This window comes from Thermoplasmata archaeon (assembly GCA_038874435.1).
Classification (GTDB): Archaea; Thermoplasmatota; Thermoplasmata; order Lutacidiplasmatales; family SKW197; genus SKW197.
In genome coordinates, this window is sequence record JAVZCK010000019.1 from 1 (window position 1) to 26,414 (window position 26,414).

General features: G+C 44.2%; 15 protein-coding genes. 12 read left to right on the plus strand and 3 right to left on the minus strand.

Annotated elements, in window-relative coordinates:
* The 7 genes from QXD64_07195 to QXD64_07225 all read left to right on the plus strand — a co-directional run.
* A partial coding sequence (locus QXD64_07195) for a hypothetical protein (GenBank protein MEM3397096.1) occupies window positions 1–1,160 on the plus strand: 1,160 nt, incomplete at its 5' end.
* A gap of 94 nt (window positions 1,161–1,254) precedes the next feature.
* On the plus strand, window positions 1,255–1,740 hold the full coding sequence (locus QXD64_07200; protein MEM3397097.1) for a hypothetical protein: 486 nt from the start codon (window positions 1,255–1,257) through the stop codon (window positions 1,738–1,740).
* 11 nt (window positions 1,741–1,751) lie between these two features.
* Window positions 1,752–2,561, plus strand: a complete 810-nt coding sequence (locus QXD64_07205; protein ID MEM3397098.1) for a hypothetical protein — start codon at window positions 1,752–1,754, stop codon at window positions 2,559–2,561.
* An 11-nt stretch (window positions 2,562–2,572) separates the two neighbouring features.
* A complete protein-coding gene (locus QXD64_07210; protein MEM3397099.1) occupies window positions 2,573–3,088 on the plus strand; it encodes a hypothetical protein in 516 nt (171 codons plus the stop codon).
* 50 nt (window positions 3,089–3,138) lie between these two features.
* On the plus strand, window positions 3,139–3,345 hold the full coding sequence (locus QXD64_07215; protein ID MEM3397100.1) for a hypothetical protein: 207 nt from the start codon (window positions 3,139–3,141) through the stop codon (window positions 3,343–3,345).
* 157 nt (window positions 3,346–3,502) lie between these two features.
* Window positions 3,503–9,895 (plus strand): CARDB domain-containing protein, encoded by a 6,393-nt coding sequence (locus tag QXD64_07220; protein ID MEM3397101.1) that lies wholly within the window; start codon window positions 3,503–3,505, stop codon window positions 9,893–9,895.
* Entirely contained in the window at window positions 9,885–15,482 is a 5,598-nt protein-coding gene (locus tag QXD64_07225) for a CARDB domain-containing protein (GenBank protein ID MEM3397102.1), read from the plus strand. Before QXD64_07220 ends, QXD64_07225 begins: the two co-directional genes overlap by 11 nt.
* Here QXD64_07225 and QXD64_07230 read toward each other — a convergent pair.
* Entirely contained in the window at window positions 15,395–16,450 is a 1,056-nt protein-coding gene (locus tag QXD64_07230) for a DUF1611 domain-containing protein (protein MEM3397103.1), read from the minus strand. The two genes, QXD64_07225 and QXD64_07230, sit on opposite strands and share 88 nt — an antisense overlap.
* Before the next feature lie 106 nt (window positions 16,451–16,556).
* Here QXD64_07230 and QXD64_07235 point away from each other — a divergent pair, with 106 nt between their 5' ends.
* Genes QXD64_07235 through QXD64_07255 form a run of 5 tightly spaced genes read left to right on the plus strand, consistent with a single transcriptional unit; the run spans window position 16,557 to window position 23,965 of the window.
* Window positions 16,557–17,372 (plus strand): zinc ribbon domain-containing protein, encoded by an 816-nt coding sequence (locus QXD64_07235; protein ID MEM3397104.1) that lies wholly within the window; start codon window positions 16,557–16,559, stop codon window positions 17,370–17,372.
* A 14-nt stretch (window positions 17,373–17,386) separates the two neighbouring features.
* Window positions 17,387–18,028: an MBL fold metallo-hydrolase gene (locus QXD64_07240; GenBank protein ID MEM3397105.1), complete on the plus strand. Its 642-nt coding sequence runs from the start codon at window positions 17,387–17,389 to the stop codon at window positions 18,026–18,028.
* Between the two features lie 14 nt (window positions 18,029–18,042).
* Window positions 18,043–18,561, plus strand: coding sequence for a nitroreductase family protein (locus QXD64_07245; protein ID MEM3397106.1), 519 nt, complete (start codon window positions 18,043–18,045; stop codon window positions 18,559–18,561).
* The gene (locus tag QXD64_07250) at window positions 18,562–19,113 is read left to right on the plus strand and encodes an XTP/dITP diphosphatase (protein MEM3397107.1); all 552 of its coding nucleotides are present in this window, start codon (window positions 18,562–18,564) and stop codon (window positions 19,111–19,113) included.
* 46 nt (window positions 19,114–19,159) lie between these two features.
* The gene (locus QXD64_07255; GenBank protein ID MEM3397108.1) at window positions 19,160–23,965 is read left to right on the plus strand and encodes a DEAD/DEAH box helicase; all 4,806 of its coding nucleotides are present in this window, start codon (window positions 19,160–19,162) and stop codon (window positions 23,963–23,965) included.
* Here the strand turns inward: QXD64_07255 and QXD64_07260 are convergent.
* Together QXD64_07260 and QXD64_07265 are read right to left on the minus strand one after the other, a co-directional pair.
* On the minus strand, window positions 23,946–25,715 hold the full coding sequence (locus tag QXD64_07260; protein MEM3397109.1) for an AMP-binding protein: 1,770 nt from the start codon (window positions 25,713–25,715) through the stop codon (window positions 23,946–23,948). The two genes, QXD64_07255 and QXD64_07260, sit on opposite strands and share 20 nt — an antisense overlap.
* Window positions 25,716–25,761: 46 nt before the next feature.
* Entirely contained in the window at window positions 25,762–26,412 is a 651-nt protein-coding gene (locus QXD64_07265; protein ID MEM3397110.1) for a KEOPS complex kinase/ATPase Bud32, read from the minus strand.
* Window positions 26,413–26,414: the final 2 nt, after the last annotated feature.

Here is a 26,414-nt window from a genome sequence, read left to right on the forward strand (position 1 = left end):
ATGGAAGTTTTGTGTGGATGAATGTATATACCAGCGATGTGAGGAACGGAGATGAACCGCCATGGGCACCATTGGCAAGGGCCCTGGCACCGATTCAGGTTTACGAGGACATAAACCAGGAGTTTCCAACAAGCATTTTCTTTGATGGTGACAGAGACATGAGTAACAATGGGTTGCCAGCAACCTGGCCTGGTGGTGGCACAAATAGAAGATGGCACAGTGATGATGCAATTAATAACGCACTGGCAAAGTCGAACATGAGTGGAATGAAATATTATGCGAAATCGCTTGAAGAGAAAAAGTCCATTACTACAGTATACCTCCAGGGCTTCCAGAAAGACAATCTCCTCGGTATCCAATACTGGTTCTACTATCCGTTCCACGATGACCCAGGCTTAGACCCGCATCCGCACGACTGGTGGTATTTCTGGGTTGTGTACGATGTCTCAGCAAAGAAACCAGTTAAGGTAATCTATGATTTCCATCACAATCTGAGAGCATGTGATTTTACAGACAGTGGGAGGGTAAAAAGAGAGGGCTTGCATGTCTACACATACCATGATGCAGGAGGTCATAGAACCTTGTGGGATGCTGGCGAGCAACCTAGTTATTGGGATTTAGTCTGTCTCTCAAGGGGCTGGTCCTTAGCTGATGTTTATGAGGGAAGAGGATATCCGATATATACAACAAGAGATGTATTGGCAGGTGATAAATTGTTTGGAACAATGATAGAGTATCTAAAACATCAAGGGACGATTGCAACTTGGAGAAATGAGAATAGTGACTGGAACGAAGGAGTTACACTGAGAGTTGAGGGCTTCAGCCATTGGGTCTGGGTGTGGAAAGTGGAAAACACACTCCAATCAGACCCAGAAAACATCAGAGCATTAGGATATGTTCAGAAAGTTGTGAGAGTTTGTTTCACTGGTGATAACATGTATAGAGACGCGTATGGAGATTTATGGCCCTTGGGATTGTATGATGGACAGGGCAATCAGAAAATTAACTTCTACTTACCTTGGACGGTTAATTATATCTACTCTCATGGAACGATGATCTCCTCCACGATAATGGTCTGGTTCTGGCAGCAATATACAACTTATAACTTTTTCACGATGCATCCTGACATTTATACAAGGTATTACGATGGAAGTCCATAAGGGGAGGAGTATTTTTATGCGAAAGGTAACCAAATCCATCTTTATCCTGATTAGTATTTTTCTACTTATATCATTTACCGTATTAGCGTTAATTTTGGTAACTTTAAGTACTAAGCCTTCTTCCTTGTGGGGTCTCAACAATGCTGAAGGGGTGGTGTCTCTCACAATTTTTCTGAAACACGATACTGAAAATTACAACATAATAATTGGCGCAAATAATCTCACGAATGCGGGTTATAAACCAATTATTTCTGGAAAAAACGATTGCTCAGATTGGAGTATCAGCACAATTTGGAAAATACCAGATGATAATTATGGACGACTATATACCTATAATATCTCAGTCACTTTGTATGGATTCAATTCCACCAACATACCCTCACGATCATTTATCAAAGCGGATTTTATTCCAGCTAGTATGGACACGGATCCTACTAAAAAGACAAAGGATAAAAATTTCTCAAAAACAGCTTGCTTTGAAATTGCATCTCTCCTAGGCGTAGAGTTAGATTGGGAACGACACACCTATATAATCGGATGGAGTAGTATGACATCCGAAGGTATCTATGAAGAAGAATAAGGTGAATAAAAATGTCAACAAAAAATAATGCAAACAACTACGAGAAGAAACCATCAGTTGTATCCGACCATCACAATCTGAGAGCATGTGATTTTACGGATACCAGAGTGCATAGAGAGGGAATCCATGTGTTCACATACCACGATGCAGAAGGTCATAGAGTGATGTATGGAAGAGGGTTAGATGTGCCAGACTTTACTTCTCTGTGGATCGGTTACCAGATATCTCAAGGAGGTAGACCTCTATACAATACATTTGAACATGGCGGTCTTTACAGTTCCGATGGAGATTTTACAATAGGTCTGATGGTGGACTTGCTTTCAGCAAATGGAGAACTAGCTCCCTGGCGAGGCGTTTGGTTCTACTTTTATGACCCATGGTCAGGTGAGGGTAGATGGGAACTTCTCGCAGATTGGAATGCAGGAGTAACATTAAAAGTAGAAGACTTCCAGCACTGGGTTTGGGTGTATGGGGTGGAACCGAACAAAGGAGAAGATTCTTATGGTCAAGAAGTTGATTTAGTGAAATTCACAGAAACAGGTATGCCATTCTTTGATATGCCATATAACTCAGGAAAACCGAGGGATGGAAAAGAGTACTGGCCCCAGATGTACTATTTTAGTAATTACAGATTTTCTACACACCTCCCGTGGACCTCTGGGATTAGCTACCATGAGAGTACGCCAATATCTTCGACTGAAATGATATGGTGGTACAGACAATATGATCCAACTTCAGTTGAAAAAGCCGCAGGACATTATACAGCGGGAACTCTTGGAAGCCCTACAATTTTTACTAGATATTATGATGGCTCACCGTAAGGAGGTGGAAGATGCTTTTGAGGAGATGGAGTATTCTTGTTATCATTTTTGTTGTGATATTTTGTTGTGTTTCTTTCTCATTTTTTATTTTTATAATTCCGTGGTCCAAAAATTTCCCATTTGATACGACCCATTATGTGAATGGGTTAGCCACAAGGCTCACTTTGAAGCCATCAGAAGTCGAAAGTTTAGATTTTAATAGGGTAAAAACTCAACTAGAGAAAATAGATTTTGGTATTGAAAATCACAGCAATCCTAATCCTAGTGGGAAATACTACAGGGAGTATATGATATACAGTCCACTCAACCGAACACCCATTATTCTATTATCTGTGTATGTTATCTTGGATATTTCTAACTCTACTCCTGATGCCTACATGGATGTGGACTACTGGGGAGTCTATCCCGAGAGTGAAATTGAGGCTAGGAAATCATATGTAGTCTCAGAAGTAAATCAAATATCACAAATATGCAACCTTACAGTAAGTTGGTCGGATGCCACATGGTCAGTATGGTATCAAGACTGAGAGACTTTGAATTAGTCTCATTGAGAATAGATTCCACCCCCGAGCATAATGTGAAGATATGGTTAGATCATGCATTGGCCCAACTCTCGCTTTACGAGGACATAAACCAGGAGTTTCCAACAAGCATTTTCTTTGATGGTGACAGAGACATGAGTAACAATGGGTTGCCAGCAACCTGGCCTGGTGGTGGCACAAATAGGTGCCCTAAAATTCTTCCAATGAATTTTGATAATATTGATTTCCCTCAACCGAAATAATTAGCGGGCAACGCACCTCACATTTGAATGGGCTCTCCATATGGTCTAACAGTTTTTCATTCGCTCATTTTTATTTTTCCTCTTTTATGGTACTCTCAATGGTATTTTCCAATGAAAGTATATATAGGGAGAAACTCATACTCCCTGTGGTGAGAGCATGAAAGAAGGGTGTAATTCTCACGAGAAAGGCAGGAGAAATTCCTTCCGCATGGGCAAAAAAGGGGTCTCAGAGGTTTTAGCTCAGCTTATGATTCTCACTATCACCGTAGTTTTGTTTTCTACGATTTTTTTGTGGGTGCATGCTCTACCCCCTGCTCAGGGCTATCCAAAAACTGAACTTCGAGGTGGAATGGAAATTAAAGGCGTCTCTCCATACACCTACTACATCAATCTCACGCACATAAACGGTGAACCGCTAGAATACAATTCAACGGTTATCTATGTTTCAGTTGTAGCCGATGGTTCTAGCTATGTGCTGAATATAAGAAACGGCACTACCAAGTATTTGCTCCAGCCCGGTGATGTATGGTCTTGGACCCTCTCTAAAACCTTCATCTCAAATGTGAGCGTTAAAATTGTGAATCCGATTAAAAACTATGTTGTTTGGCAGGCACTCCTTACTGGCTACATTCCAGATGAAGCTCCCTCCATAGTGGAGCGTGGCACCACACCAGACCCTGTGGTCATTGAACATGAATTCAAGGTCTGGGCAATAGTGAGAGATGCTGACCTGAACTACAATTCCGTCTATGTAAATCTCTCTTCAATAGACCCTGTAAGGTTTCCCCAACCAATCAAAATGAACAATACTGTGGGCTGGAGATTTGAAACCGCAAACCTTTCTCTTAACGAAAACATGGAACCAGGCAAATTCACAGTGATGCTATGGGCTGTGGACATGAAGGGACACAACACCACTGCGCTGCTCACAATAAACATTGTTTCGGGGGAGGGAATGCCAAAGCTTGTTGTGGAGATGATTGAACTCTCAAATGGCTCGCCCACGCGAGGTGAAAAGGTCACAATTAATGCGATAATCAAAAACATGGGGAAGAGGGCAGCTGAATCCTCTGTCATTACATTCATTGATTACAGCGACCTTCATCCCTCTGGTATTGAAATTGGGAACCTGACGAATTTTTCAGTTTCTGGCTACGGACAAAACATGGCGTTTATTGACTGGGTTGCCTCCCCCGGGGGTCTTCATAAAATTGAAGTGACAATAACCTATGTAATGCCTGGTAATCTGACAGGAACGCCTGGAAATATTACTGTGGTTGTAAACCCGAAGGTCCTTCTTGTGGATGATGATGCCGCAATCGCAGGAAGTTCTGACGATTGTGTTTCAAATATTTCTGCAGCGCTCACCGCTTCAAATATAAAATTCGATGTAGTTCTGGTGGCTGCTGGTGCGGATGGACCTAAATACGACAGTGGCGATAAGCAACTGAAAGATTACGATGTAGTAATCTGGGTTGGTGGTAGGGCAAACTACACACTTACAACCAACGACCAGAACAACTTATCAAGATTCATGAACAATGGCGGGAGGGCATGGCTTGTTGGCCAGAACATTTTGGAAGGCGCAAATTCCCTCTACACAATGCTTGGGATAAGCAGTGTAAGTACCATTCCACTACCTGCATCTCTCCGTGGTGCAGACCCTGGCACTGGCTGGATTAACACTTCTTCGCTCACACCTGCACTGGTATCTGCGTCTCCATTCAACATTGCTAGAAAACTCACCCTAGGAAGTGCAAAGACCCTATTTACAGATTATGGAGTGACGAACATTGTTAGCTCACAGTATAAGGCTGGTGCATACAGGGTTGTGGCAATGCCCCATGAGTTTGGAAGGATAAGAGACACGGGAGACCAGGCAGTTATTGCCTACAAAATTGTGAACTGGCTTGGTGGAATAAACAACAGAACAGGAGAAGACCTTGCGGTCTCAGGACAGGTGATTTCACCACTGAATCCAAGATACAATCAACCTGTGAACATTACTGTGACTGTAAGAAACAACGGTGAAACAAGACAGACCACTGAAGTTGGCTTGATAATCAACGGAAAATTTGAGTCAACGCTGGTGCAAATGGTGACCCTTGACCCGAACGGGGACTCAAAGACACTGCCTCCGTTTTCATGGACTCCTCCAGGTGTAGGAAATTATGTGATTAAAGCAATGATTGACCCCAAAAACCAGATTGAGGAAACGAATGAGGAGAACAATGTCTATGTTAGCGAGATGGGTGTCTTTGAGATTGAGGTCATTTACACAGTGCTGGTTGTAGATGACGATTCTTCCAACACAAGTGGCTACCTGGATGTGGGAGCAAATGTGGTCAGATCGCTCACCCAGATTGGCTACACTGTTGGTTATGATTTGGACATTGATTGGGTTCCAATCGGGCAGAGCAGAAACCAGACAAAATACCCGCTCAGAAACTACAACACGGTGATATGGGTCACCGGGACGACTACAGGTACTGCACCTGCAAACACGCTAACTGCTGTTGACATCACTGACATAAAGAATTATCTAACAAGTGCACCCACCCAGGTTTCATTTCTCCTGATCGGGAGAAGTGTGCTCTCAGACACAAATGTGCCTGCTGATTTTAAGAGGGATTATCTCGGTGCAGATATAACTGCGGGCAGCTCAATTCAGATGTCGGTTGTCTATGGAGTGCGAGAGAGCCCTATCACAAACGGAATTGCATTCCAAATGGATAATGCAAGTTTCTCTGGCAACTACCTAGCAAGAAGCTACAGAAACACCGCAAATGCAATCCCACTCTTCTGGGCTGATGCGTCTAACTACTGGTATAGAACGAGTGACCTTGTTGTCGGGAGTGCGTTGAGGGATGTAAGTGGGTGGCATTCTGCTTATCTCGCCTTCGACCTCGCCTACACTACAAACATTAGTGCAGCCGCAGATTTCCTCTATGGAGTTATCCACTGGTTTGGAAAATTAGAGAATAAACCTGAACTGAGGGTAACACCACCAGATATGTTCGCAGGCACGAACACAAGGCAATACATAATTTTGCCGGAGCTTAATCCACAGCTTGGTGAATCTTATGTGCTTAAAGCCAACATCACGAACTGGGGAGGCCAGGATGCGGATGTGATTGTGAGATTCCTTGATGGCGATACGGTTATTGGCTCTCAGAATGTGCATGTACCTGCAAGCTACAGGGATGCTTTTGGGCAAACCCAGAATGGCAAAGTGACTGCTGAGGTTATCTGGACTCCTCTGTTTGCAGGATTTGAGCCAATCAGGGTAAATGTGGACCCTGAGAACTTGCTTGCAGGCATTGAAGCTCTGCGTCCCAACAACCTGGCAGAGCAAAGGATAGAGGTTTATTACTTCTATGATGATTTAGAAGAACCATCAAGAGTGTTAAGAAACTGGAAGCATGAGTCAACAATTGTGCGAATCAATGGAGAGGCACCACTGGAATACCTAGACCCTGGAAGCGATGTAAATGTCAACATTGCTAGATACTGGGATGGCTGGGACAAGTCCACAACAAAATTGCATGGATTCTCTCTCACCAACACCACTTATCACTCCTATCCCAATTGCTATGGAATGAAGGAACCCGCCGGTGAGGTGCCATTCATCTACGAATTCTACCTTCCAATAGATGCATGGGACAACACAGGTTTTGGTCAAGGTTTCTATTTCGTTGGTGTGAATAAAACCTCAAATTACACACTCTGGAGATTTGATAGAGCAACACCTAAATGGGATAGAATTGATACAAACACGATAAATGCAGGGCAGATAAGATTGTATGAAACCCAGACGCCAGAGACAGTATATAGAGTCGTGTCTAACGGCCCGATGTTAATAGTGGTCACATCAAGTGAGGGCTCAAATGTGAACTGTGCAAACTGGGTAGATGGACTGGGAAGAGGCAGGAATTTCGTTGTTATGGGCGACATCAGAAACAGGCTTGGTGGCGAGACGCATGTGGTCGCAATAAATCCATATGGTGGCACTACTACAGTTACCGTAGAATGGGTTAACTATGCGAATGGTGCAGTAATTGAGACTGATACCCTTACCTTGGCGGGTGCAGGTTCTTGGCAGGAAGCTAGACTGAATGCCAACCACTATACCGCTTACGCTAGAGTTACTGCAACAAATGACATTATTCTTTATCGTCTTTCAAACGACAATGATGAGATTGACAATGCGATGGGAGTGGGTGGGACAAGTTTGGATACGACCCTCTATTGTGTGACCTATAGGTCTGTAAGTTCCTGGCCGTGGAGATTCTATATTGCAAATCCTGGTAGCACAGCTGCAACAGTCACGGTGCAGGAAATTGCAGGTGGTAGTTGGAGTGACACATGTACAGTAAATCCAACATCATTTTATATATTGAGTCGAAATTCTCCACCCAGCGATGGGAATCTCCATGTATTTCGGATAACCTCTACTCAACCAGTAAGGGTAATCTTCGGACAGGACCAGTTTGGTGGCACATCCTTTAATACCGACTTCTTTGGTGCCTATCAGACCAACTTTGGCGTGGATTCTGTGGTCCAATATGTTCCCTCTAACGAAATCCCAGGGCAATATACCATAAGCTCGCCCACAGTTTATGCTACAAGCGGGAGCTCTGTCTCTATCCAATACTGTTATCAACACTTTTCTTTTGGAAAGGGAGATAGTGTGACCATAAACCCAAGTTTGCCAATCCTTGGTGTAACTAGTAACGCAAACATTCCTTCAAACAGCATCGACTATGTTGCTACATTCAATTTCACGCTTTCCTACACCACCATTGGAACAATAAGCAATATTCAATACAGAATAGATGGAGGAGCATGGCAGACTGTGGGCGGCGGTGCAATCTCACTGCCATGGGGTGCACACACCGTTTCATTCCAGGCATCAGTTAGCATAAACGGATACTTTGGAATCAATGGCATTTCATTTAGTGAAGGTGGCTCAATTGTCTGGCAACTGAACAATGTGGCTGATAACCCGGCAACGGCAATCAATGAAAGAACTACACACTTTGGAGATAACAACTATGCCTGGCAATACACTGCCAACAACAGGTTCCTTTACATTTTTGGTGGTGGTGGCAATTGCTGGATCCATACAATTCTCCCGTTTGAGGGTGCGACATTGGCAGGTGGTGGTGGCGGCGCTGGTATTTCTCCGATGGCATACAATCCAGTAAAACCAAATGCAGTCGTTATTTCCCAACCAAAGGATACAGAAGGATGTAACTACACACAGACACCTGCGTTCACACTCTCATCAGAGATGGAAAGTGTGCACATTTCATTCTATCACAAGTTCTCTCTCGTGCCCTTCTTCAATGGGGGCGTGATAATGGTGGGAACAAGTGATAGTAACTGGAAATATGAATATATTGAGCCCACAAAACCGTATCCTACAAATACCTTGCTTTTCATGTTCCAGGATGCCTATGGTCACTGGATGAACTGGGTTTATTCTGGTAACAGTGGAGGTAACACAGGTGACTGGGAGTTCGGAGAGGTCAACCTCACAAAGTACATACCCGCAAGTGGCACAAGACAGATAAAAGTGGCATTCCAGTATCTGTTCGGTGGTGCTGGTCTCAACGGCTATTGGTACATCGACGATGTTACTGTAAAAATAACGAGGAAAAACAGTGCAAACGCAGCAGGTGTAGCAGACCAGTGGCAGTATATACAGGATGCAAACCGAGCCCACAGGGGTTCTGGTGTCTGGTGGAATGGAAACCCATCAACGGGTTATCTCTCTGGTGGCATTGATAACGCACTTATCACAAGACCCATTGATCTCACAAACGCAAAAAATGCAACGCTTGCTGCCTACTTCAGATTCAATGTAAACTGGGGTGTGGGTGGTGCTGGCAGACCTCCTGACGGCTTTAGAGTTGAAGTCAGTGCAGATAATGGCGTTACCTGGCAGCCCATCTGCCTTGGTGTGCGAAGCGGCTGGAATGTTTCTGGTTGGGAGAATAGCCCAGATTTAGACCCAATAAGGCCGGGAATCCAAACCTACACTGGTGTCACAGAAACAGGGGATAAAGCATACTGGGTACCTGCAAGCTCGCTATACAGATTGAATGTTGACCTATCTGGCTGGAGAGGGTCTGTGGTCTTGCTCAGATTCCGTGTGGTCACAAACTCCACGCTGCCAAACCACTATGCACAACCAATCAGCACTGTTGGCTTCGGTGGACTTTACATCGATGATATCAAGGTCTTCGGTGAGACCATAATTCATGGAATGCAAGCATATGTAACAAAAGAGTTAGTGCCAGAGATCACTGAAGAAAAGGAGAAGCATGTTTGCAGTGAGGCAATTGTGGAGACACAAAATCCCTCTACCAATTGTGAAAATGCACCGATTGATTGCATGGTAAACTCGGATACCAGATGTGAATCTACAAATCTAAATTATCTTAGCATTTTTGCTCAATTTACTGTTTTTGTTGCCGTATGGAATGTTACTGTAAAAGTTTTGAGACCAACAAAATCAAAAGGTGGTGATAAAAATGAAGAATAGAAATAGAAGTTTGAAGAAAGGTGTTTCGGATGTGATTGCAACGCTGCTGATTCTAGCGATAACAGTGACGCTATTCAGCACGATCTTTGTATGGGTACAGACATTTCCTCCACCGGAAGGCAAGAGAGTTGTGGAAATTGAAGGAGAGCGAGGAATTAGTGAGGTCGCAGCTGGGCAATACAAGTACTACATTAATCTTACCCACAAGGGCGGAGAACCGCTCTCAAAAAATCTGATAAACATTGTAATCACGCTCACAGATGTGGTGCCCACTGCCGTATTTGTCAAAACTGTTAGTGATTCTACAGTAAATCTCGGCGATTTCTGGGAGTCAGGAGAGGTGTGGCGCTGGAACACTACGGGCACATATACTGTAATATCAAACATCACTGTTGTGGTCATTGATACTGCGAAAAACATGATGATATGGCAGGGAAGATTACCAGGCATAGATTTAGATGCTCCGCCGCAGATTCTAGAGAGAGGAACAGAACCTGAAGTTGTGGAAACAGGAAAGGCATTTCGTGTCTGGGTTATTGTAAAGGATACAGACCTAAATTTCAATTCTGTGTATATAGACCTCCAGAAATTAGATAACACTACATTCAGATACCCGATAAAAATGAACCACACATCTGGCTGGAAGTTCATTACGGAAAATCTCTCGCTTTCACCAACCGTTATGCCTGGCCGGTATACTGGCATTATTAATGCCACGGACAACAAGAGCCATACTACTGTAGCCCAGATCACGATTAATGTAGTTACTGGTGAGGGCTTGCCTCAGCTAATTGTGGACCGCATATTATTAAGCAATCAGTCTCCTACAAGGGGAGATAATGTCACAATCACTGCAGTGATAAAGAACTTAAAGGCAAGAGCAGCACAGAACGCTACAATTACCTTTAATGATTCACTTAGTAACTGGAATTATACCACGAACATCTCAGTTTCTGGCTATGGGCAAACCCTTGTGTTCACATACTGGGAGGCAAAGCCAGGTGGCGTGCATCGCATCAGTGTTAACATCACAAATGTGATGCCTGGAAATCTCACAGGAATCGGGGCAAATGTGACGGTGGTGGTCACGCCCAGGATTTTGCTTGTCGATGATGATGGAGCACTCACTGGTAGTCCGAACGATGTGGTTTCCTACATGGCTTCTGCCCTGATTTCCACAAACTTGCGGTATGATATTGCAGTTGTTTCTGGCGGTGCAGATGGTCCTGGTTACAACACGGGTGAAAAGAAATTAAAAGATTATGATGTGGTTATATGGATGGGAGGCAGCACCAACAGCACACTTACAGCCAATGACCAAAACAATCTCAACACCTTCCTTGACAACGGAGGCAGATTGTGGCTAATAGGACAGAACATCTTTGAAACCGTGCCTTCCTGGTTTACAAATAAGGTTGGTGCAGGAATCAGCAACACTATCGCAATGCCTGCGAGATTAATTGGCACAAATCCTGGTGCTAACTGGATAGATACAAGTGGGCTCAATCCACCGCTGCAGAGTGTTTCACCATTCACAATCGCAAGGCAGCTCAACCCTGTGTCAGGAGCAAGACCTGTATTTTACGATACTTCTTCCACACGTGTACTCGCCACTCAATATAACGCCTCCACTTACAAGACAGTTGTGTTCGGTTTTGAATTTGCAAGAATAAACAGCACAGGAGACCAGGCGGTGATTGTGTACAAAGTAATCAACTGGCTTGCAGGGATTGACCTGAGGACTGGTGTGGATGTGGCAGTTGCAGGGCAGACAATTGAACCCCTAACTCCCAGGTATAATCAGCCAGTAAACATCACTGCAATCATCAGAAACAATGGAAATGTGAATCTTACAGGTGTGAGGACACGTCTCTACATTAACGACCAGCCAAAGACCCTGTTGGACAATGTCACTGATCTTGCTGGCAATGGAAGCTGGAAATCTATCAAATTCCAGTGGGTGCCTGATAGAGTGGGAAGTTACATTGTGAAGGTTATGGTCGACCCAGATAACGAAATTGATGAAACAAACGAGGCAAATAATGTCTATGTTTCAGATGTAGCTGTGTTCAAAATTGAAGTTATTTACACTGCATTGCTTGTAGATGACGATTCCTCATCTGAGAATGGTGGCGGTGGAACAAATCCAGATGTTGCAGCGCATGTGCTGAAAGCCCTTAATTTGCTTGGCTACACTGTCGGTGTGAATTTAGATGTTCAGAAAGTTCCGCGCGGACAGGATAGAGACAACAACGCATATAATGCCTCAAACTATAGCTGCATAATTTGGGTTACTGGTGCATGCAGTGCAGGCGGTGGTTACAACACCCTCACCAACAACGATATGAATGTCATCCAGAACTATCTGAGTGCTGGGCTTGACCAGGTTTCCTTCCTGCTCATCGGTAGAAACATTCTTGCAGATAGCGTGGTGCAGAACCGTCCTGATTTCTACCAGAACATCATGGGTGCAAGCACAACTGGTAGTGTGGTTGCGAAAACAGAGGTTTATGGCGTCCGGGAAAACCCTGTAACTAATGGGATGTATATTGGATTTGATAATGCCAGCATTGCCCCCTACAATGTGCGTTCCTACACCAAAATCGCCTCCGCTATCCCGTTGTTCTGGGCAGATGGAACGAGTTACTGGACAAGAACAAGCGACAATGTTGTAGGCACCGGCATAGCAAGCAACTCGGGCTGGCATTCTGCCTACCTCTCCTTCGACCTTGCCTACACCACAAACACGAGTGCAGTGGCAGAATTCCTCTATGGAGTTATCCACTGGTTCGGGCGATTGGATAACAAGCCAGAACTTAGAGTAACACCACCCGATATGTTTGCAGGCACAAACACAAGGCAGTACATAATTTTGCCAGAATTGAACCCACAGCTTGGCGAATCCTATGTGCTTAAGGCAAACATCACAAACTGGGGAGGAAAAGATGCGGACGTGATTGTAAGATTCTTAGATGGCGATACGGTTATCGGCTCCCAGAATGTGCATGTGCCTGCAAGCTATAGAGATGTTTCTGGACAAACTCAAAATGGCAAGGTGACCGCAGAAGTTATCTGGACGCCATTATTTGCAGGCATTGAACCAATCAGGGCAAATGTGGACCCTGATGGCCTGCTTGTGGGTGTTGAATTCCTTCGCCCGAACAATTTGGCAGAGCAACGAATTGAGGTGTACTATTTCTACGATGACCTCGAAGACCCAGCAAAGGTTTCAATGAACTGGAAGCATGAGGCAACACTCTTACGGATCAATGGCGAGGCCCCGCTGGAATACATGGACCCAGTAGGTAATGTAGATGTCAACATTATAAGGAACTGGGAGGAGATGAAGGGCTTCAACAAGACCAACAAATCAGCTCACACTTATCCAAGCTCATTCTACATGACAGAGGCAACTGGTGGCGGCAGATTGCCAATGAGCGTGCATATTGTGATAGATGCTAGTGGGTCTATGAGAGATGATTGGCCAGGCAATCCTGGAAAATGGACCGCTACAAGAAACGCTCTCTTTGCGTTCTTAGATAAAATGAATACTACACTTGGAGATGAGGCCTGCTTGACAATGTTCTCTCACTCGGGTGTTACAGCCGGAGAAGTAAATCTCAGGAGCTATACATATACAAATCCCTATTGGGCTGCAAATTATGGGGATGCTTATCAATATACATGGGTTCATGTAATTAATAGATTTACCACGAACATGCAAACCATCAAAAATGCGTTTGACGCAAGAGGCCCATACGGAAATACTCCACTTACAGATGCAATTGGTTTTGGCGCAAGGTGGCTCGTGGACAATGAGTATGTTGGTGGGCAAAGAGTGGGCTATAACAGAAGCCACTATCCTGCATTGATTGTTCTCACGGATGGTGCTTCAAACTACAACAACCCTTATGGCACAGCCAACACAAACGCCATAAATGATATCAGGGGAAACGCATGGGGTGGTGTACCTGCACTCAGATTTGATGGTGGCAAAACGCTTAACTCCACAGTGCCTGTGTTTATAATTGGTTTGGGCGGTGATGCCGTAGATAGTTATCTACAGCCTGTTGCAGATGCATCGTTTCAGATACTCAAGAGAGGACCATTCTCGAGCGGAGGGCATACATGGAGAGATCAGTATTTCTATGCTCCCACAGGTAATGAACTCCAAGCAATCTTTGATGCCATCTTCAAAGCCCTAGAGGACTGGGGTGGCGATGTTACTGCCCCACCAATGGTCCCAACTGCTGCAAATCCTGCACAGCCGATGGCAATAACACTAACAAGGCCAATAAACACAAACGGCTGTAACTATACGCTCACGCCTGCAATCACATTGAGCGCTGACATGGCTACTGCCAAACTCACATTCTATCACAGATACAACATGGTGGTTGGTAAAAACGGAGGCGTGGTGTTAGTTGGAACTTCCGATGGCAGCTTTAACAACTTCAAATATCTGGTGCCTACCAAAAACTATCCAAACAATCTTGCAACTGGCCTCTATGTAGATGCTTATGGGAATCCGATAACATATGCATATTCGGGAAGCAGTGCAGGAAGCACTGCTGGCTGGGAATATGCCGAATTTGACCTCACCCAATTCATCCCTGCTAGTGGAACGAGACAGATAAAGATTGCCTTCCAGTTCCTTGCAAAATCTGAGAACACAGGTAACGGCGGTTTCTGGTACATTGACGATGTTGAGGTGAAAATAACGAGGAAAAACACAGGAAGTGCAAGCAATGTGGCAGACCAGTGGCAGTATATACAGGATGCAAACAGGGCGCACAGGGGTTCTGGTGTCTGGTGGAATGGCAATCCTAGCACTGGCTATTTCTCTGGTGGCATTGACAACTCGCTGATCACAAGGCCCATTGACCTGACCAATGCAAGGAATGCTACGCTCTCCGCCTACTTTAGATTCAATGTAAACTGGGGTACAGGCGGCACCGGAAGACCTCCTGACGGTTTCAGAGTTGAAGTGAGTGCAGACAATGGCGTGACCTGGCAGCCCATCTGCCTTGGTGTGCGAAGCGGCTGGAATGTTTCTGGTTGGGAGAATGCTCCAGATTTAGACCCAATAAGGCCGGGAATCCAAACCTACACTGGTGTCACAGAAACAGGGGATAAAGCATACTGGGTGCCTGCAAGCTCGCTCTACAGATTGAATGTTGACCTATCTGGTTGGAGAGGGTCTGTGGTCTTGCTCAGATTCCGTGTGGTCACAAACTCTACGCTGGCAAACCACTATGCACAACCAATCAGCAGTGTTGGCTTCGGTGGACTCTACATCGATGATATCAAGGTCTTCGGTGAGACAATAATTCATGGAACACCACAAGCAAAGGTGACTGTACCCGCGCCAACAAACGATTACGCCAGAATGTCTGATGCAGGACAACCGTGCACTGCAGATAAATCGCAGAATGCAGAGATTTCTAAGGAAATAAACAGCATCTCTGAGCTGCCCGCTACATCGCCCTCTGGTTCATTCTACAGCATTTTCTTTATCGCTTCCACAATTTTGGCAGCGCCATGTACAAGAACATCACAGCAGGGAAGACCAAAATCTTTTTCATAAACCTTTACATAATTTTCTATCTCTTCTTTTGTCATGTTTTCATGGTTAAGAGTAATTGCAAACACCTTTGAGTCGGAAAACATTTCAAGCATTGCAATTTCTTTTTTCAAATCAGGCATCGGGAGTTTGAGCGTCTCCTTTCCAAAATTCCTGTATTGGCGTTTAGGTGCATGCTGGCAGATTATGCCGGTTGGCTGTGAAGCCATTATGATTGCTCTCGTGCCACAAACATAGGCAGGATGGGAAATGCTGCCCTGTCCCTCCACTATTATCACCTCTGGCTTCTTCTCATTCCATGCCCTCACAATCTCTGCCTCAAGCTCCCCTACCATGTAATCGCCTTTAATTGAATCGAGGGGAACGCCATATTCTGACCCTTGCATCAGGCCTGTCTGCCCAGTTGCCACAAAAACTGTCTTTATTCCGGCAAAATTGAGGGCATCTGTGACGATGAGAGCGGTGGTTCTCTTTCCTATGGACCCGTCTGTGCCAAGCACTGGGATTCGCAAACATCTAAGACCTTTAGAAAGATTGCGGAACTGCTGCATTTCCTTAAGAGGTCTGGGTTTTCGTACATCTACCAGCTTAACTCCATATTCAGCGGCAAGGGCTGCAAGTTCAGCATCCTCTGAAAGATGCTCGTGCAATCCAGATACGATATTCAACCCGTGCTCAATTGCTTTCTTTACGATGTCCCTGTACTCCCGCGGTAAAAGCCCGCCGATTGTGGCAACCCCGATTATAAAGAATCTTGCATCTTTGACTGCTGCAATGGCTTCTTCCAGTGTCGCATAAATTTGAATGCCGTTTGGAATCCCATCAAGCACCTCCCCAGCATCTCTCCCAGCTTTGGTGCTGTCAATTACACCAGCTATTCTGAACCTCTTAGAGTATCTTACAAGCCCGTTTGCAGTTTTACCAGTATATGTTCCGAACTTTCCCTCACAATACACAATTGCGGTCTCCATGGTGGTAGAATGAAATGTGGGAGATATATTTTTTCTTCAGTGTCAGAGAAGTTCTAAACCTCACGAAAAATTTATATCAAGGGATGGCTTCTATTGGCTGATAACTATGCCTGAAGATAAGAATAATAAAGAGGATGAGGAACTGCTGAAAGAAATTGAAGCTCTTGAGAAAGAATTGATGGGTGAAGAAAAAACAGAAAAGGAAGAGGAAAAACCAGAGGAAAAGGTCGAAAAAGAGGAGGAGAAAACAGAGGAGGAAGTGGTGAAGGAAGAGACAGATGAGGAAAAACTCAAGAAAACCCTGAAGAGTCCTCCGAAGAGGGAAAAACCGGAAGAAAAAGCAGAGGAAGAAGAAAAGCTCCCAGAAGAAGAGAAAGAAGAAGTGGAGCCCGTGGAAGAAATTGAAGAATTGAAAGAGGAAGAGGAGTCCATAGCAGAAGTAAGGGAAGTATCTGTAGAGACGGGAAGCAGTTTCTATCTTTGGGTGATTTTGTTCATATTGGGTGTAGTCGTATATGCTGCAGTCATCTCTGCTTACCTATCTGGCATGTATCCACATAAAACAAGCACCTCAATCCTTCTATTCCTCTCCGACGCGGTGGCTGTGTTCGGGCTCTGGAAGTCAATGACTGTACCTTCGTACAAACCCTCGGTCAGAGCTGAAGTGAAGACGGCAAAGCCAAAACCTGAAACTACTGAAGTTGAAGAAGAGGAAGAGGTTGAAGAAGAAAAACCCGCAGAAGAGAAGGAAGAAGAGAAAGTTGAGGAAAAGACGGAAGAAGAAGAGATGAGGGAAAAGGAAGAGGAGGAGAAAGAAAAAGAAGAGCCAAAGAAAGTAAAATTCCTCTGTCCAATTTGCAAAGCAGAGGTGGATGCAGACGCAACCTCCTGTCCAAACTGCGGCGTTGCATTTGAAGAATAAAAAAGGGGATGCAGATGCGTATCACATGGTATGGACATGCGTGCTTTAAGGTGCAGGGAGAGTCCAGCATTGTCACAGACCCCCACGATGGGAAATCTATCGGGCTTCCCGTACCTTCTGTAGAAGCAGATATTGTGCTCATGAGTCATGACCATTTCGACCACAACTGCAAAAGCGTGGTAAAAAATAGAGATTGCAAACTAATTAACAAGCCCGGCAAATACTCTGAGAAAGGTTTTGAGATAACTGGAATAGAGACATTTCATGACGAGGCTGGAGGTTCTAAACGAGGCAAAAATATTGTTTTCAAATTTAAACACGGAGAAATAAATTTCTGCCATCTAGGTGACCTGGGTCATGCTCTCACACACGAGCATGCAGAAAAACTTGGAGATGTAGACGTGCTCTTTATTCCAGTGGGAGAGACATATACCCTTCCAGTTAGTGAATGCTGGAAAACGATAAATGTGCTCCAACCCAAAATTGTTATACCAATGCACTACAAGATTGGATCACTTAGTCTCCCAATTAGTTCCGTAGAAGTGTTCCTTAGAAATGCAGGAAGCGAAGAAGTCGTACACCTTGGTTCTAGAGAGAAAGATATCGACAAGGAGGACCTGAGTAGTAGGAGAAAAATCTGGGTATTCTCATTTTAAAGGTGGCGGTTCTCATGGACCTGTTTGAGGTAATGAAGACGAGGCGAAGTATAAGGAAATACAAGAGCCAGATGGTTGATGACGAATTGATAAAGAAAATTTTTCAGATGGTGAGACATGCGCCCTCTGCCCACAATGCCCAGCCATGGAAATTTGTGGTTGTAAGGGATGAGGAAAAGAAGAGAAGGATTGCCCAGTACTGTAACAACCAGAAATTCATACATGAAGCCCCAGTTGTGATTGTTGCTTGTGGACTCCCTGACGAAAGCCAGGCCAACATAGGAAACTGGATCAGCGCGTTTGTAGTGGATGTCTCGATTGCGACGACTTACCTGATGCTGGCTGCTTGGTCACTGGGACTTGGAACATGCTGGATTGGAAACTTCAATGAAGATAAAGTAAAGGAAGTTCTTGGATTAGGCAATGATGTGAGAATTGTAGCAATTACTCCCCTTGGGTATCCTGATGAAACGCCAGAACCCACTGGAAGAAAGAATGTCTCGGAAATCATGGCATTCGAGGGTTTTGATTGAATGCGGATTAGTGTCATTACCACGAATTCTGGCAAATTTGCGGAAATCGTGCAGTTCTTTGAAAATCTAAACGTTAATTTTGAAATGCAAAAACTGGATTTACTAGAAATTCAGGCAGATTCTCTTGAAGCTGTGGTAGCTGGAAAGCTTGATTCTGTTGATAAAAATTTTAGCAACTGTCTTGTAGATGACTCTGGCCTTTTTATAGACGCACTTTCTGGTTTCCCTGGTGTTTATTCTTCATATGTTTATAGAACAATCGGAGTGAACGGAATCTGCAAGTTAATGGAGGGCGTTGAGAACAGAAATGCACGCTTTGAATGCCTCTTCGGATTTCGCCTCAACAACAAGAATTACTTTTTCAAAGGTGTGTGTGAGGGCACAATTGTAGATGTACCTCGGGGTTCTGGTGGTTTTGGGTTTGACCCGATTTTTGTCCCTAAGGGCTATAGCCGGACATTTGCAGAACTTCCTACAGAAGAAAAGAACAAAATTTCTCATAGGGGTAGGGCCCTTCAAGAACTAAGGAATTTTCTGATTGGCGTTCTATAGAAACATTCATATTCAACTATCTATATAGTTGTGAGATTTGATTGGTATGCGGGCAGAGGTCCTCACAACAGATAAAGAGATTCTCAAGAAACTGCATCCAAAAATTGCCTCTTGGTTTAGAGCGAGGCATAGACATCTTGCTCCTGCTCAAAAAGAAGCAATTCCTAGAATTCTTGAGAGTAGAAATGTGCTCATATGTGCACCAACTGGATCTGGCAAGACACTGAGCGCTTTTCTAGGCATATTAAGCAAACTCATGACACTGGCTGAAAAAGGCCTTCTCGAAGATAGGGTTTATTGCATCTACATTTCACCTCTGAAGGCGGTAGCAAATGATGTCCGTAAAAACCTGCTTCTGCCGTTGAGCGAAATGATGCTTGATGAAACCATAAGGGTCGCGGTGAGAACAGGCGATACTCCAAAAAGAGAGAAAACAGGCATGCTAAAGCGTCCACCCCACATTCTAATCACTACTCCCGAGTCCTTCACACTCCTTCTAAATTCTGTGAGATTTCTACCTCACCTCCACGGTGTTGAATATGTTGTTTTAGACGAGATCCACGAACTTTGTGCTACGAAGCGTGGTTCTCTGCTCTCTGCGGAACTTGAATTTCTTGAGGAACTCTCCCCTGGCTTCGTGAGAATCGGGCTTTCAGCCACACAGTCGCCGATAGGGGAAATCGGCAAATTTCTTGGAGGTTATTCTGGCAGAAAACCAAGAAATGTGGAAATCCTGAATTTAGGAACCACGAAAGAGTATGAACTTAAAATAATCTTCCCCAGAGGAATTGGAAACAAAAGCAAAGAAGAAGGAATTCTCCAGATCGCTAGAATCTGTGCCCAAATCATCGAGAAACATAGAACTGTGATGATATTCACGAACACACGAAAACTGACAGAGGAATTCGTCCAGGTTTTGCGTTCGCTTGGCATTGTTGCAATTGATGCACATCATGGAAGTCTAAGCAGGAAAAGACGGTTAGAAACTGAGGACTCTCTGAAAAAAGGAGAACTGCGTGCTGTGGTAACTTCTACATCGTTGGAACTTGGAATTGATATAGGTAGTGCCGACTGCGTTATCCAAATTTCTTCTCCGAAATCCATCTCAAAGGCAATTCAGCGCTTTGGAAGAGCAGGACACTTTCTCGGAGGAAGCTCAAAGGGCTATTTTATCTCTACAAGTATTCAAGATTTGCTCGAGTGTGCAGCGATAATAATGAAAATTCAGAGGAGAGAGTTGGATAATATTGAAATCCCTGAAAAACCATCTGATGTGCTCGCCCAGGTGCTCGTCGGAATTGGAATTCATCTGGAATGGAAGATAAGAGATGTACTTAGAATTCTAAAGAGGTCATACACCTATCATAACCTTAAGAAACGAGACCTAGAGAACGTGCTTGAAGCGATATCTAGAGCTAAAAGACCCCTTGTTGACTATGAAATGAAACTTGAGGAATTTAAAACACGAAAAGGGGCTGCGAGTGTATTTTATGAAAATGTTGGCACAATACCACAGGAACACAATTACGAGGTGTTTGACGAGTTTGGCGAATCGCTTGGCACACTCTCTGAAAGATTTGTAGAGTTTCTCAAGGCGGGTGATACCTTTGTGCTGGGTGCGAAAGTCTATGAGTTCGTGCGACGCTCTGCAAGTAAAGTTTTTGTAAGGGAAAGCAAGGAGAAGAGTGCAACTGTTCCTTCATGGGTTGGTGAGTTAAACGCAAGAAGCAAAGAACTCTCAGAGGCATTCATAGAACTGCTCGGCAAACTTGCAAGGATGGAAGAGAATGAGAGAAGAACATTTCTCTTAAGCTATCTAGAAAATCCAGAGGTAATCGATGAAATCATGGATTCGCTTAGAAAGCAGGAAGAAATTGGAATCCCAGAGAAAAACAGAATTGTAGAAGAGTACATAATAGAAGGAGAAAAGGTAGCTACTGTGATACTTTCTCCCTTTGGGCGAAGAGTGAATGAGGCATTAGCCAGATATATCGCTGCAAAACAGCAGGTAAAACCTGAAGTTATGGTTGATGATAACGGTTTTTCAATACAAACCAATGACTGCATTTCAGTTAAAGATTGCCTTAAACCAGAAAATTTCGAGAAAATTGTGACGCAGAATATTCTCTCTTCAGATGTGTTTCGAACTAGATTTAAACAGTGTGCTGCAAGGTCTCTTCTTATTTTGAACCGTATCCGTGGAAAAAAAATTTCATCTACTAAAAGTTCAAAAGCGGCCGAGGAACTGCTTGCAACTACCAGTCATAACAATCCAATTTACAGAGAAGCTGTCAAGGAAAATTTGCAAATAATAGATGTACATGGTGCCCTTCAGATTGTACATGGGCTTAGGAACGGAAGTATTAGAATAGAGAAAGGCCCAGAAGGTAAACTCTCACCGTTTGCAATTGAAATGCTCAGCAACTTGGCAAGGGATAGTGGCTTCTTGACAGACAATCTTAGAAAATTGAAGAGTCGAGCTGCCCTTAAAAAATATATCATATCCCATGACCTCCTGAACATTGCCTTCGAAAACGAGAATGCCGCATTGGAGTTCATAAGACAGTATCGCAGTTACTGGAATTATGATTTAAATCTTGAAAAACTGATTGATGAAAAAAAAGTGCACTGTATCTGTTTGATGGAGAGGAAGGTCTATCTTTCCTCAGATGCTCAATCGATATACGCAGAATTTATAGCTCTAGACCCCAGTTCAGAAAGAAAGCGCGGACTTGCTAAGATGTTAGTTGAGCTACTTTCTACATTTCCATTTGAGGAAAATGAATTTGCCAAGATGCTCACGCTTTCAGAGAAACAAGTAGAAAAAATTCTAGATGAATTGCTTCTCGAAGGTACGCTAGTTCCTGTGATATACAATGACGCAGAAAAATTCCTAAACGCGCGATTCCTCGAATTCGTTATGGGGAAGGAGAGCGAATACATCAGCCAGAAGGAGGTGCAGACAAGAGTCACAATTGCAACATTATCATTGGACTCTCCGAAAAAATTCTTTGAGAATTATCTTGGCGTTCGAGACCCATATTCATTATTCGCAAGGAAAATAATGACACCTGAAGAATGGGATAGATGGATTGCAGAAGAAAAGGTGGTCCATGGCCGTTTTCTCGGAGGTAGAAGCGCTTTCGTGCTGCCTTCTGACCTTCCTCTGCTTCAGTCCCTGTATTTCACCCCTCTCTCCCAAAATGAGAAAAAAGTGTTGGAATTGCTTGCAAATCCTTTGGGGTTCTCAGAACTTCGCAAGCTTTCTGGACTTTCCAGTAAACTGCTTAGAGAAATTTTAGATAAGTTAGAAGGCATTGCGTTGGTGCGAAGAGTGCAAGGTGAAACCTTGAATTATGTAGCGATTCCGAAAGTCCAGATGGAGGAAACAAAGGAAGAAGAAGTCATCTCTCGCCTCGTGAATGGATTTGGTGCTGTCTCTGTTGAAACATTGTCTAGATATCTCAATCTGCCCTACGAGAGAATTCATGCAATTGCAAGCAACCTTGCTGCAAAGGGTCGAATCAAGAGGGCGAAAATAATTGGAACTGAACGCACTGTATTCACAACTGATAAACTCGAGACAAACAAACTGCCTGAATCTATTTTGCTCCCTGTGAATGACCCCTTGCTCGAAACCAAGTGGGCAGAAATTTTCGGGAAATATGGTGAGAAGAATCTTGTGTATCTAGAAAATAGCGAACCCGCGGCTCTGATGAACGCAGAAGTGAAAGATGGAGTTCTTGAAATCCATGAACTTGATTTCGTTGGGGATTGTCTGCCTGAGAAACTTGGAAAATGGCTGGATTATTATGTGAAATGCAAGAAGATGCTAGTGGCCCGCATTCACAAGGTCTCCGGTCCAGGTTCACTACCGGACAACTTTATCGCTTCGAATGGAAAATGGGTCTATTCAAAAGCAGAGTATGTTACAATGTGCCTTGGCTTCGGAGAACTCTTTCCGAAGATACTTACTCTCCAGAAAATTTACAGAAGGATTGAAACAACAACACAGCTTATTAGGGAACTCTGGGGCGTCCACAATCATGAGGAGGTTAAACTCCGCGCTAAATTTCCGGTTCCTCCAGATGAAATAAAAGGGATTTATTATGCTCATGGACTCTCTGCAAATGCCTACATGAACATTGAGCAGATGAGCTTGGTCAGGGGAATAAAAAACTTGCGTCTTACCCCAGAAATCCAAGAGGTGCTGGCCCATATCGGTGAGGGGAAAAATGAGGAGGAGGTGTATGCTGAGGTCTCTCTTTCTTATAGAAAGTTCAGAACTACGATTAACCAGATGTTGAAACATAATCTGATTTATGAAGAGAGGGATAGGAAGTTGAGGGTGACGCCTAGCACAGAACATGAAAAAGCGATGAGGGAGTTCATCCTGCACCTGATTTCCACATTCGGCATTGTGAGCCCCACCCTGATTTCGGGTTACACGAAGAATGCCATTGGAAAAGCAGAGGCCCTGGAGGTCTGCACCGGTTTAGCTCTTGAGGGAAGGTGCAGAGTAGGTTTTGCAGTGAAGGAACTTGATGTCCTCTTCTACATAAACCCTGAAATTTTGGAAACTGAGGATTGCCAGTTCACGGGTGTGATTCCCTCGGAAGATAGAATTGTCAAATTTTTCTCACCAATTCTGAAAAAAATTTCTGGCATCTCAAATCCATACATTGTGGTATCCTCTGGCAGGATTGTCGGTTTTGCTGATGCAAGGAAAAAGGGGAAGGAAATCCATCTGGAAGAGTTCGTGGGTGATGATGATGCCTGGCAGGCATTCAGAGAGTTTCTCTATTCAAGGGATTATGTGCTGAGGAAGGACTCTACTCAATCAACTTCCTGAACAAGGCCTCCTGCTCATCGTTGATCGAAACCAAAAATTTCTCAAGGATTTCTCTCTTCTCAGCCCTGAATTTGCCCGCCTTAATCAGTTCATCGGTAATTTGCGGCACCTTTGCCTGGCGTGCCTTCATTTTGACTGCTGTGGGCACTACCTTCTTGATTGTAGGGTCTCCTGCAGCAATCTTCTTCTTCAATTCCTCCCGAATCACATACTTCAGCACCTTTCCCCTACCACTCACGGGGAATGACTCGACAACTTGCACATACCTTGGAACCTTTGCACTGGCCACATTACCATAGAGAAAATCCACGACCTCTTCTTCCTTCAACTCAATTCCTTTCTTTGGAATTACGAGTGCAGCTACTACCTCGCCTAGCTCCTTATCTGGCACACCTACAACCGTCACATCCAAAATCTTCGGGTGTTGGAGCAACAACTCTTCAATTTCTCGTGGGTACACATTGAAACCACCCACAATCACCATGTCCTTTATCCTGCCCACAATCCGTACATAGCCACGCTCATCCATTGTAGCCATATCACCAGTATAGAGCCAGCCCTCCTCGTCTATCGCTTCCTTTGTTGCCTCTGGATTTTTGTAGTAACCCTTCATTATGTTGTAGCCTCTGCAGGCAAGCTCTCCAGGTGTTCCCCTTGGCACCTCCTTTCTATCTGCATCTACAATTTTCACTTCAACATCAGGTATAGCCCTTCCAACAGTTTCCACCCTGTCTTTGATTGAGTCATCAAATCTAGTTGCAGTGACTGCAGGCGATGCCTCAGTTAAACCATAAACAATTGAGACATTGCAGTGCATCTTTTCCATCACACCCTGCATGGTCTCAACTGGGCAGGGTGCACCTGCCATTATTCCAGTTCTCAAAGATGTCGTGTCATACTTCTTCTTTTCAAGAACTGCAAGCTCCCTGATGAACATTGTGGGCACACCATGAAGAACTGTGCATTTCTCCTTCTCGACTGTTTTCAGTACTTCTTCAGGGTCAAATGCAACAAGAGGGACCATGCAGGCACCTACACTTGCAGAAACAGTGATGCTAAGCACACAGCCAAAGCAATGGGAGAACGGCACACAAATCAAAAGTTTATCTTTGTAACTCATCCGAAGAATCTCTGCGATGTCCCTTGCATTTCTGGAAATGTTGTGATGAGTGAGCATCGCACCCTTTGGTTTCCCAGTTGTGCCTGAAGTGTAAAGAATGAAGGTAACCTCATCTGGTTTTGGCTCAGCAATTCTTTTTTGGAACTCTTCGTTGGTCTTCCAATCGCTCCCGAGTTTCAGAACTTCCTCAAAATTCATTGCGTTGCCTATGTTTGTGCCCCTCGCAATTACATGCTGAAGCTTAGGAAGTTTCGGCTTAATCTCCTCCATCATCTTTATAAAGTCCACATTTGCAAATGGTTCTGAGGTCACCACTGCAACCGAATCTGAGTGTCCAAGAATGTATTCTGCCTCAGAGGGCTTATACCATGTGTCCATCGGCACCACGACTGCCCCGATTTTTGGAATGGCAAACCAGGCGACAATCCATTCCGGAAAATTGTGCATCCACAAACCAACTTTGTCGTCCTTCTTCACACCCAATTTCACGAGCCCACATGCGAATTGCGAGACTTTTTCATGCAGCTGGGCATAGGTCCAGCGCAAATCACCAAAGACCACTGCGTCTCTTTCTGGAAAGGCAACAGCGTCCCTATCAATCATCTGCCCTAGCGTAATTTTTTCAGTCATAGGATTCACCTATTGCCCGAATAAGCAAGTGAAATAAAAATGTTCCTCACTTCTCTTTTCCACCACGCAACCTCTTTGGATGCCCCCTGCCCCTCAACTCAATTTCATGCATTTTCTCAATTACCGCACAAGCGTGCAAATAGTGGCTTGCGTAACTCTCCAGCACAACCTCAAATTTATCAAAAATCTCTGCATGGGCACTCAAGAATGCCTCTCTCAGCAAATGCAAGTCCACACCTTTTGCCTCCGTACTTCTGCTCTTTGAACCCAGGCTAAAATCAATCAGATAGAGCTTACCTTCGTAAAGAAGCATGTTGGATGTTGTTAAGTCCCCATGCACAATGTCACTCTGATGCAATTTTGCAATCACCCTTCCAATCTCCTCCAGCACCTTTCTCTGCTCTTCCTCATCCATACTCCCAATCTGACGCTTCAGATTAGGGCTTGGTATGTATTCCATAACAATCTTAAATTCATCCACATCCAGAATTAACGGTACTGCCACACCTGCACATCTTGCTGCATGCATCAAGCGTGCCTCTGCCTTTGTCCTCGCTTTCCTCAAGTCAAAATCAATTTCTGGATGCCTGTAACCCTTGGCAATTCGCTCCTTCACCACCGCCTCCAGCTCAAAAAATTTTGTCCTGTAAATTATGGATTCTGCACCTCTTGCTATAACTTCCCGACCCTCTGCCATGC

What these genes read in the sequence shown, in the direction of transcription:
- QXD64_07225 (MEM3397102.1), top strand. Translation starts at nt 9,885, where the DNA reads ATGAAGAATAGAAATAGAAGTTTGAAGAAAGGTGTTTCGGATGTGATT.
- QXD64_07230 (MEM3397103.1), bottom strand. Translation starts at nt 16,450, where the DNA reads ATGGAGACCGCAATTGTGTATTGTGAGGGAAAGTTCGGAACATATACT.
- QXD64_07205 (MEM3397098.1), top strand. Translation starts at nt 1,752, where the DNA reads ATGTCAACAAAAAATAATGCAAACAACTACGAGAAGAAACCATCAGTT.
- QXD64_07250 (MEM3397107.1), top strand. Translation starts at nt 18,562, where the DNA reads ATGCGGATTAGTGTCATTACCACGAATTCTGGCAAATTTGCGGAAATC.
- QXD64_07240 (MEM3397105.1), top strand. Translation starts at nt 17,387, where the DNA reads ATGCGTATCACATGGTATGGACATGCGTGCTTTAAGGTGCAGGGAGAG.
- QXD64_07245 (MEM3397106.1), top strand. Translation starts at nt 18,043, where the DNA reads ATGGACCTGTTTGAGGTAATGAAGACGAGGCGAAGTATAAGGAAATAC.
- QXD64_07210 (MEM3397099.1), top strand. Translation starts at nt 2,573, where the DNA reads ATGCTTTTGAGGAGATGGAGTATTCTTGTTATCATTTTTGTTGTGATA.
- QXD64_07255 (MEM3397108.1), top strand. Translation starts at nt 19,160, where the DNA reads ATGCGGGCAGAGGTCCTCACAACAGATAAAGAGATTCTCAAGAAACTG.
- QXD64_07220 (MEM3397101.1), top strand. Translation starts at nt 3,503, where the DNA reads ATGAAAGAAGGGTGTAATTCTCACGAGAAAGGCAGGAGAAATTCCTTC.
- QXD64_07260 (MEM3397109.1), bottom strand. Translation starts at nt 25,715, where the DNA reads ATGACTGAAAAAATTACGCTAGGGCAGATGATTGATAGGGACGCTGTT.
- QXD64_07235 (MEM3397104.1), top strand. Translation starts at nt 16,557, where the DNA reads ATGCCTGAAGATAAGAATAATAAAGAGGATGAGGAACTGCTGAAAGAA.
- QXD64_07265 (MEM3397110.1), bottom strand. Translation starts at nt 26,412, where the DNA reads ATGGCAGAGGGTCGGGAAGTTATAGCAAGAGGTGCAGAATCCATAATT.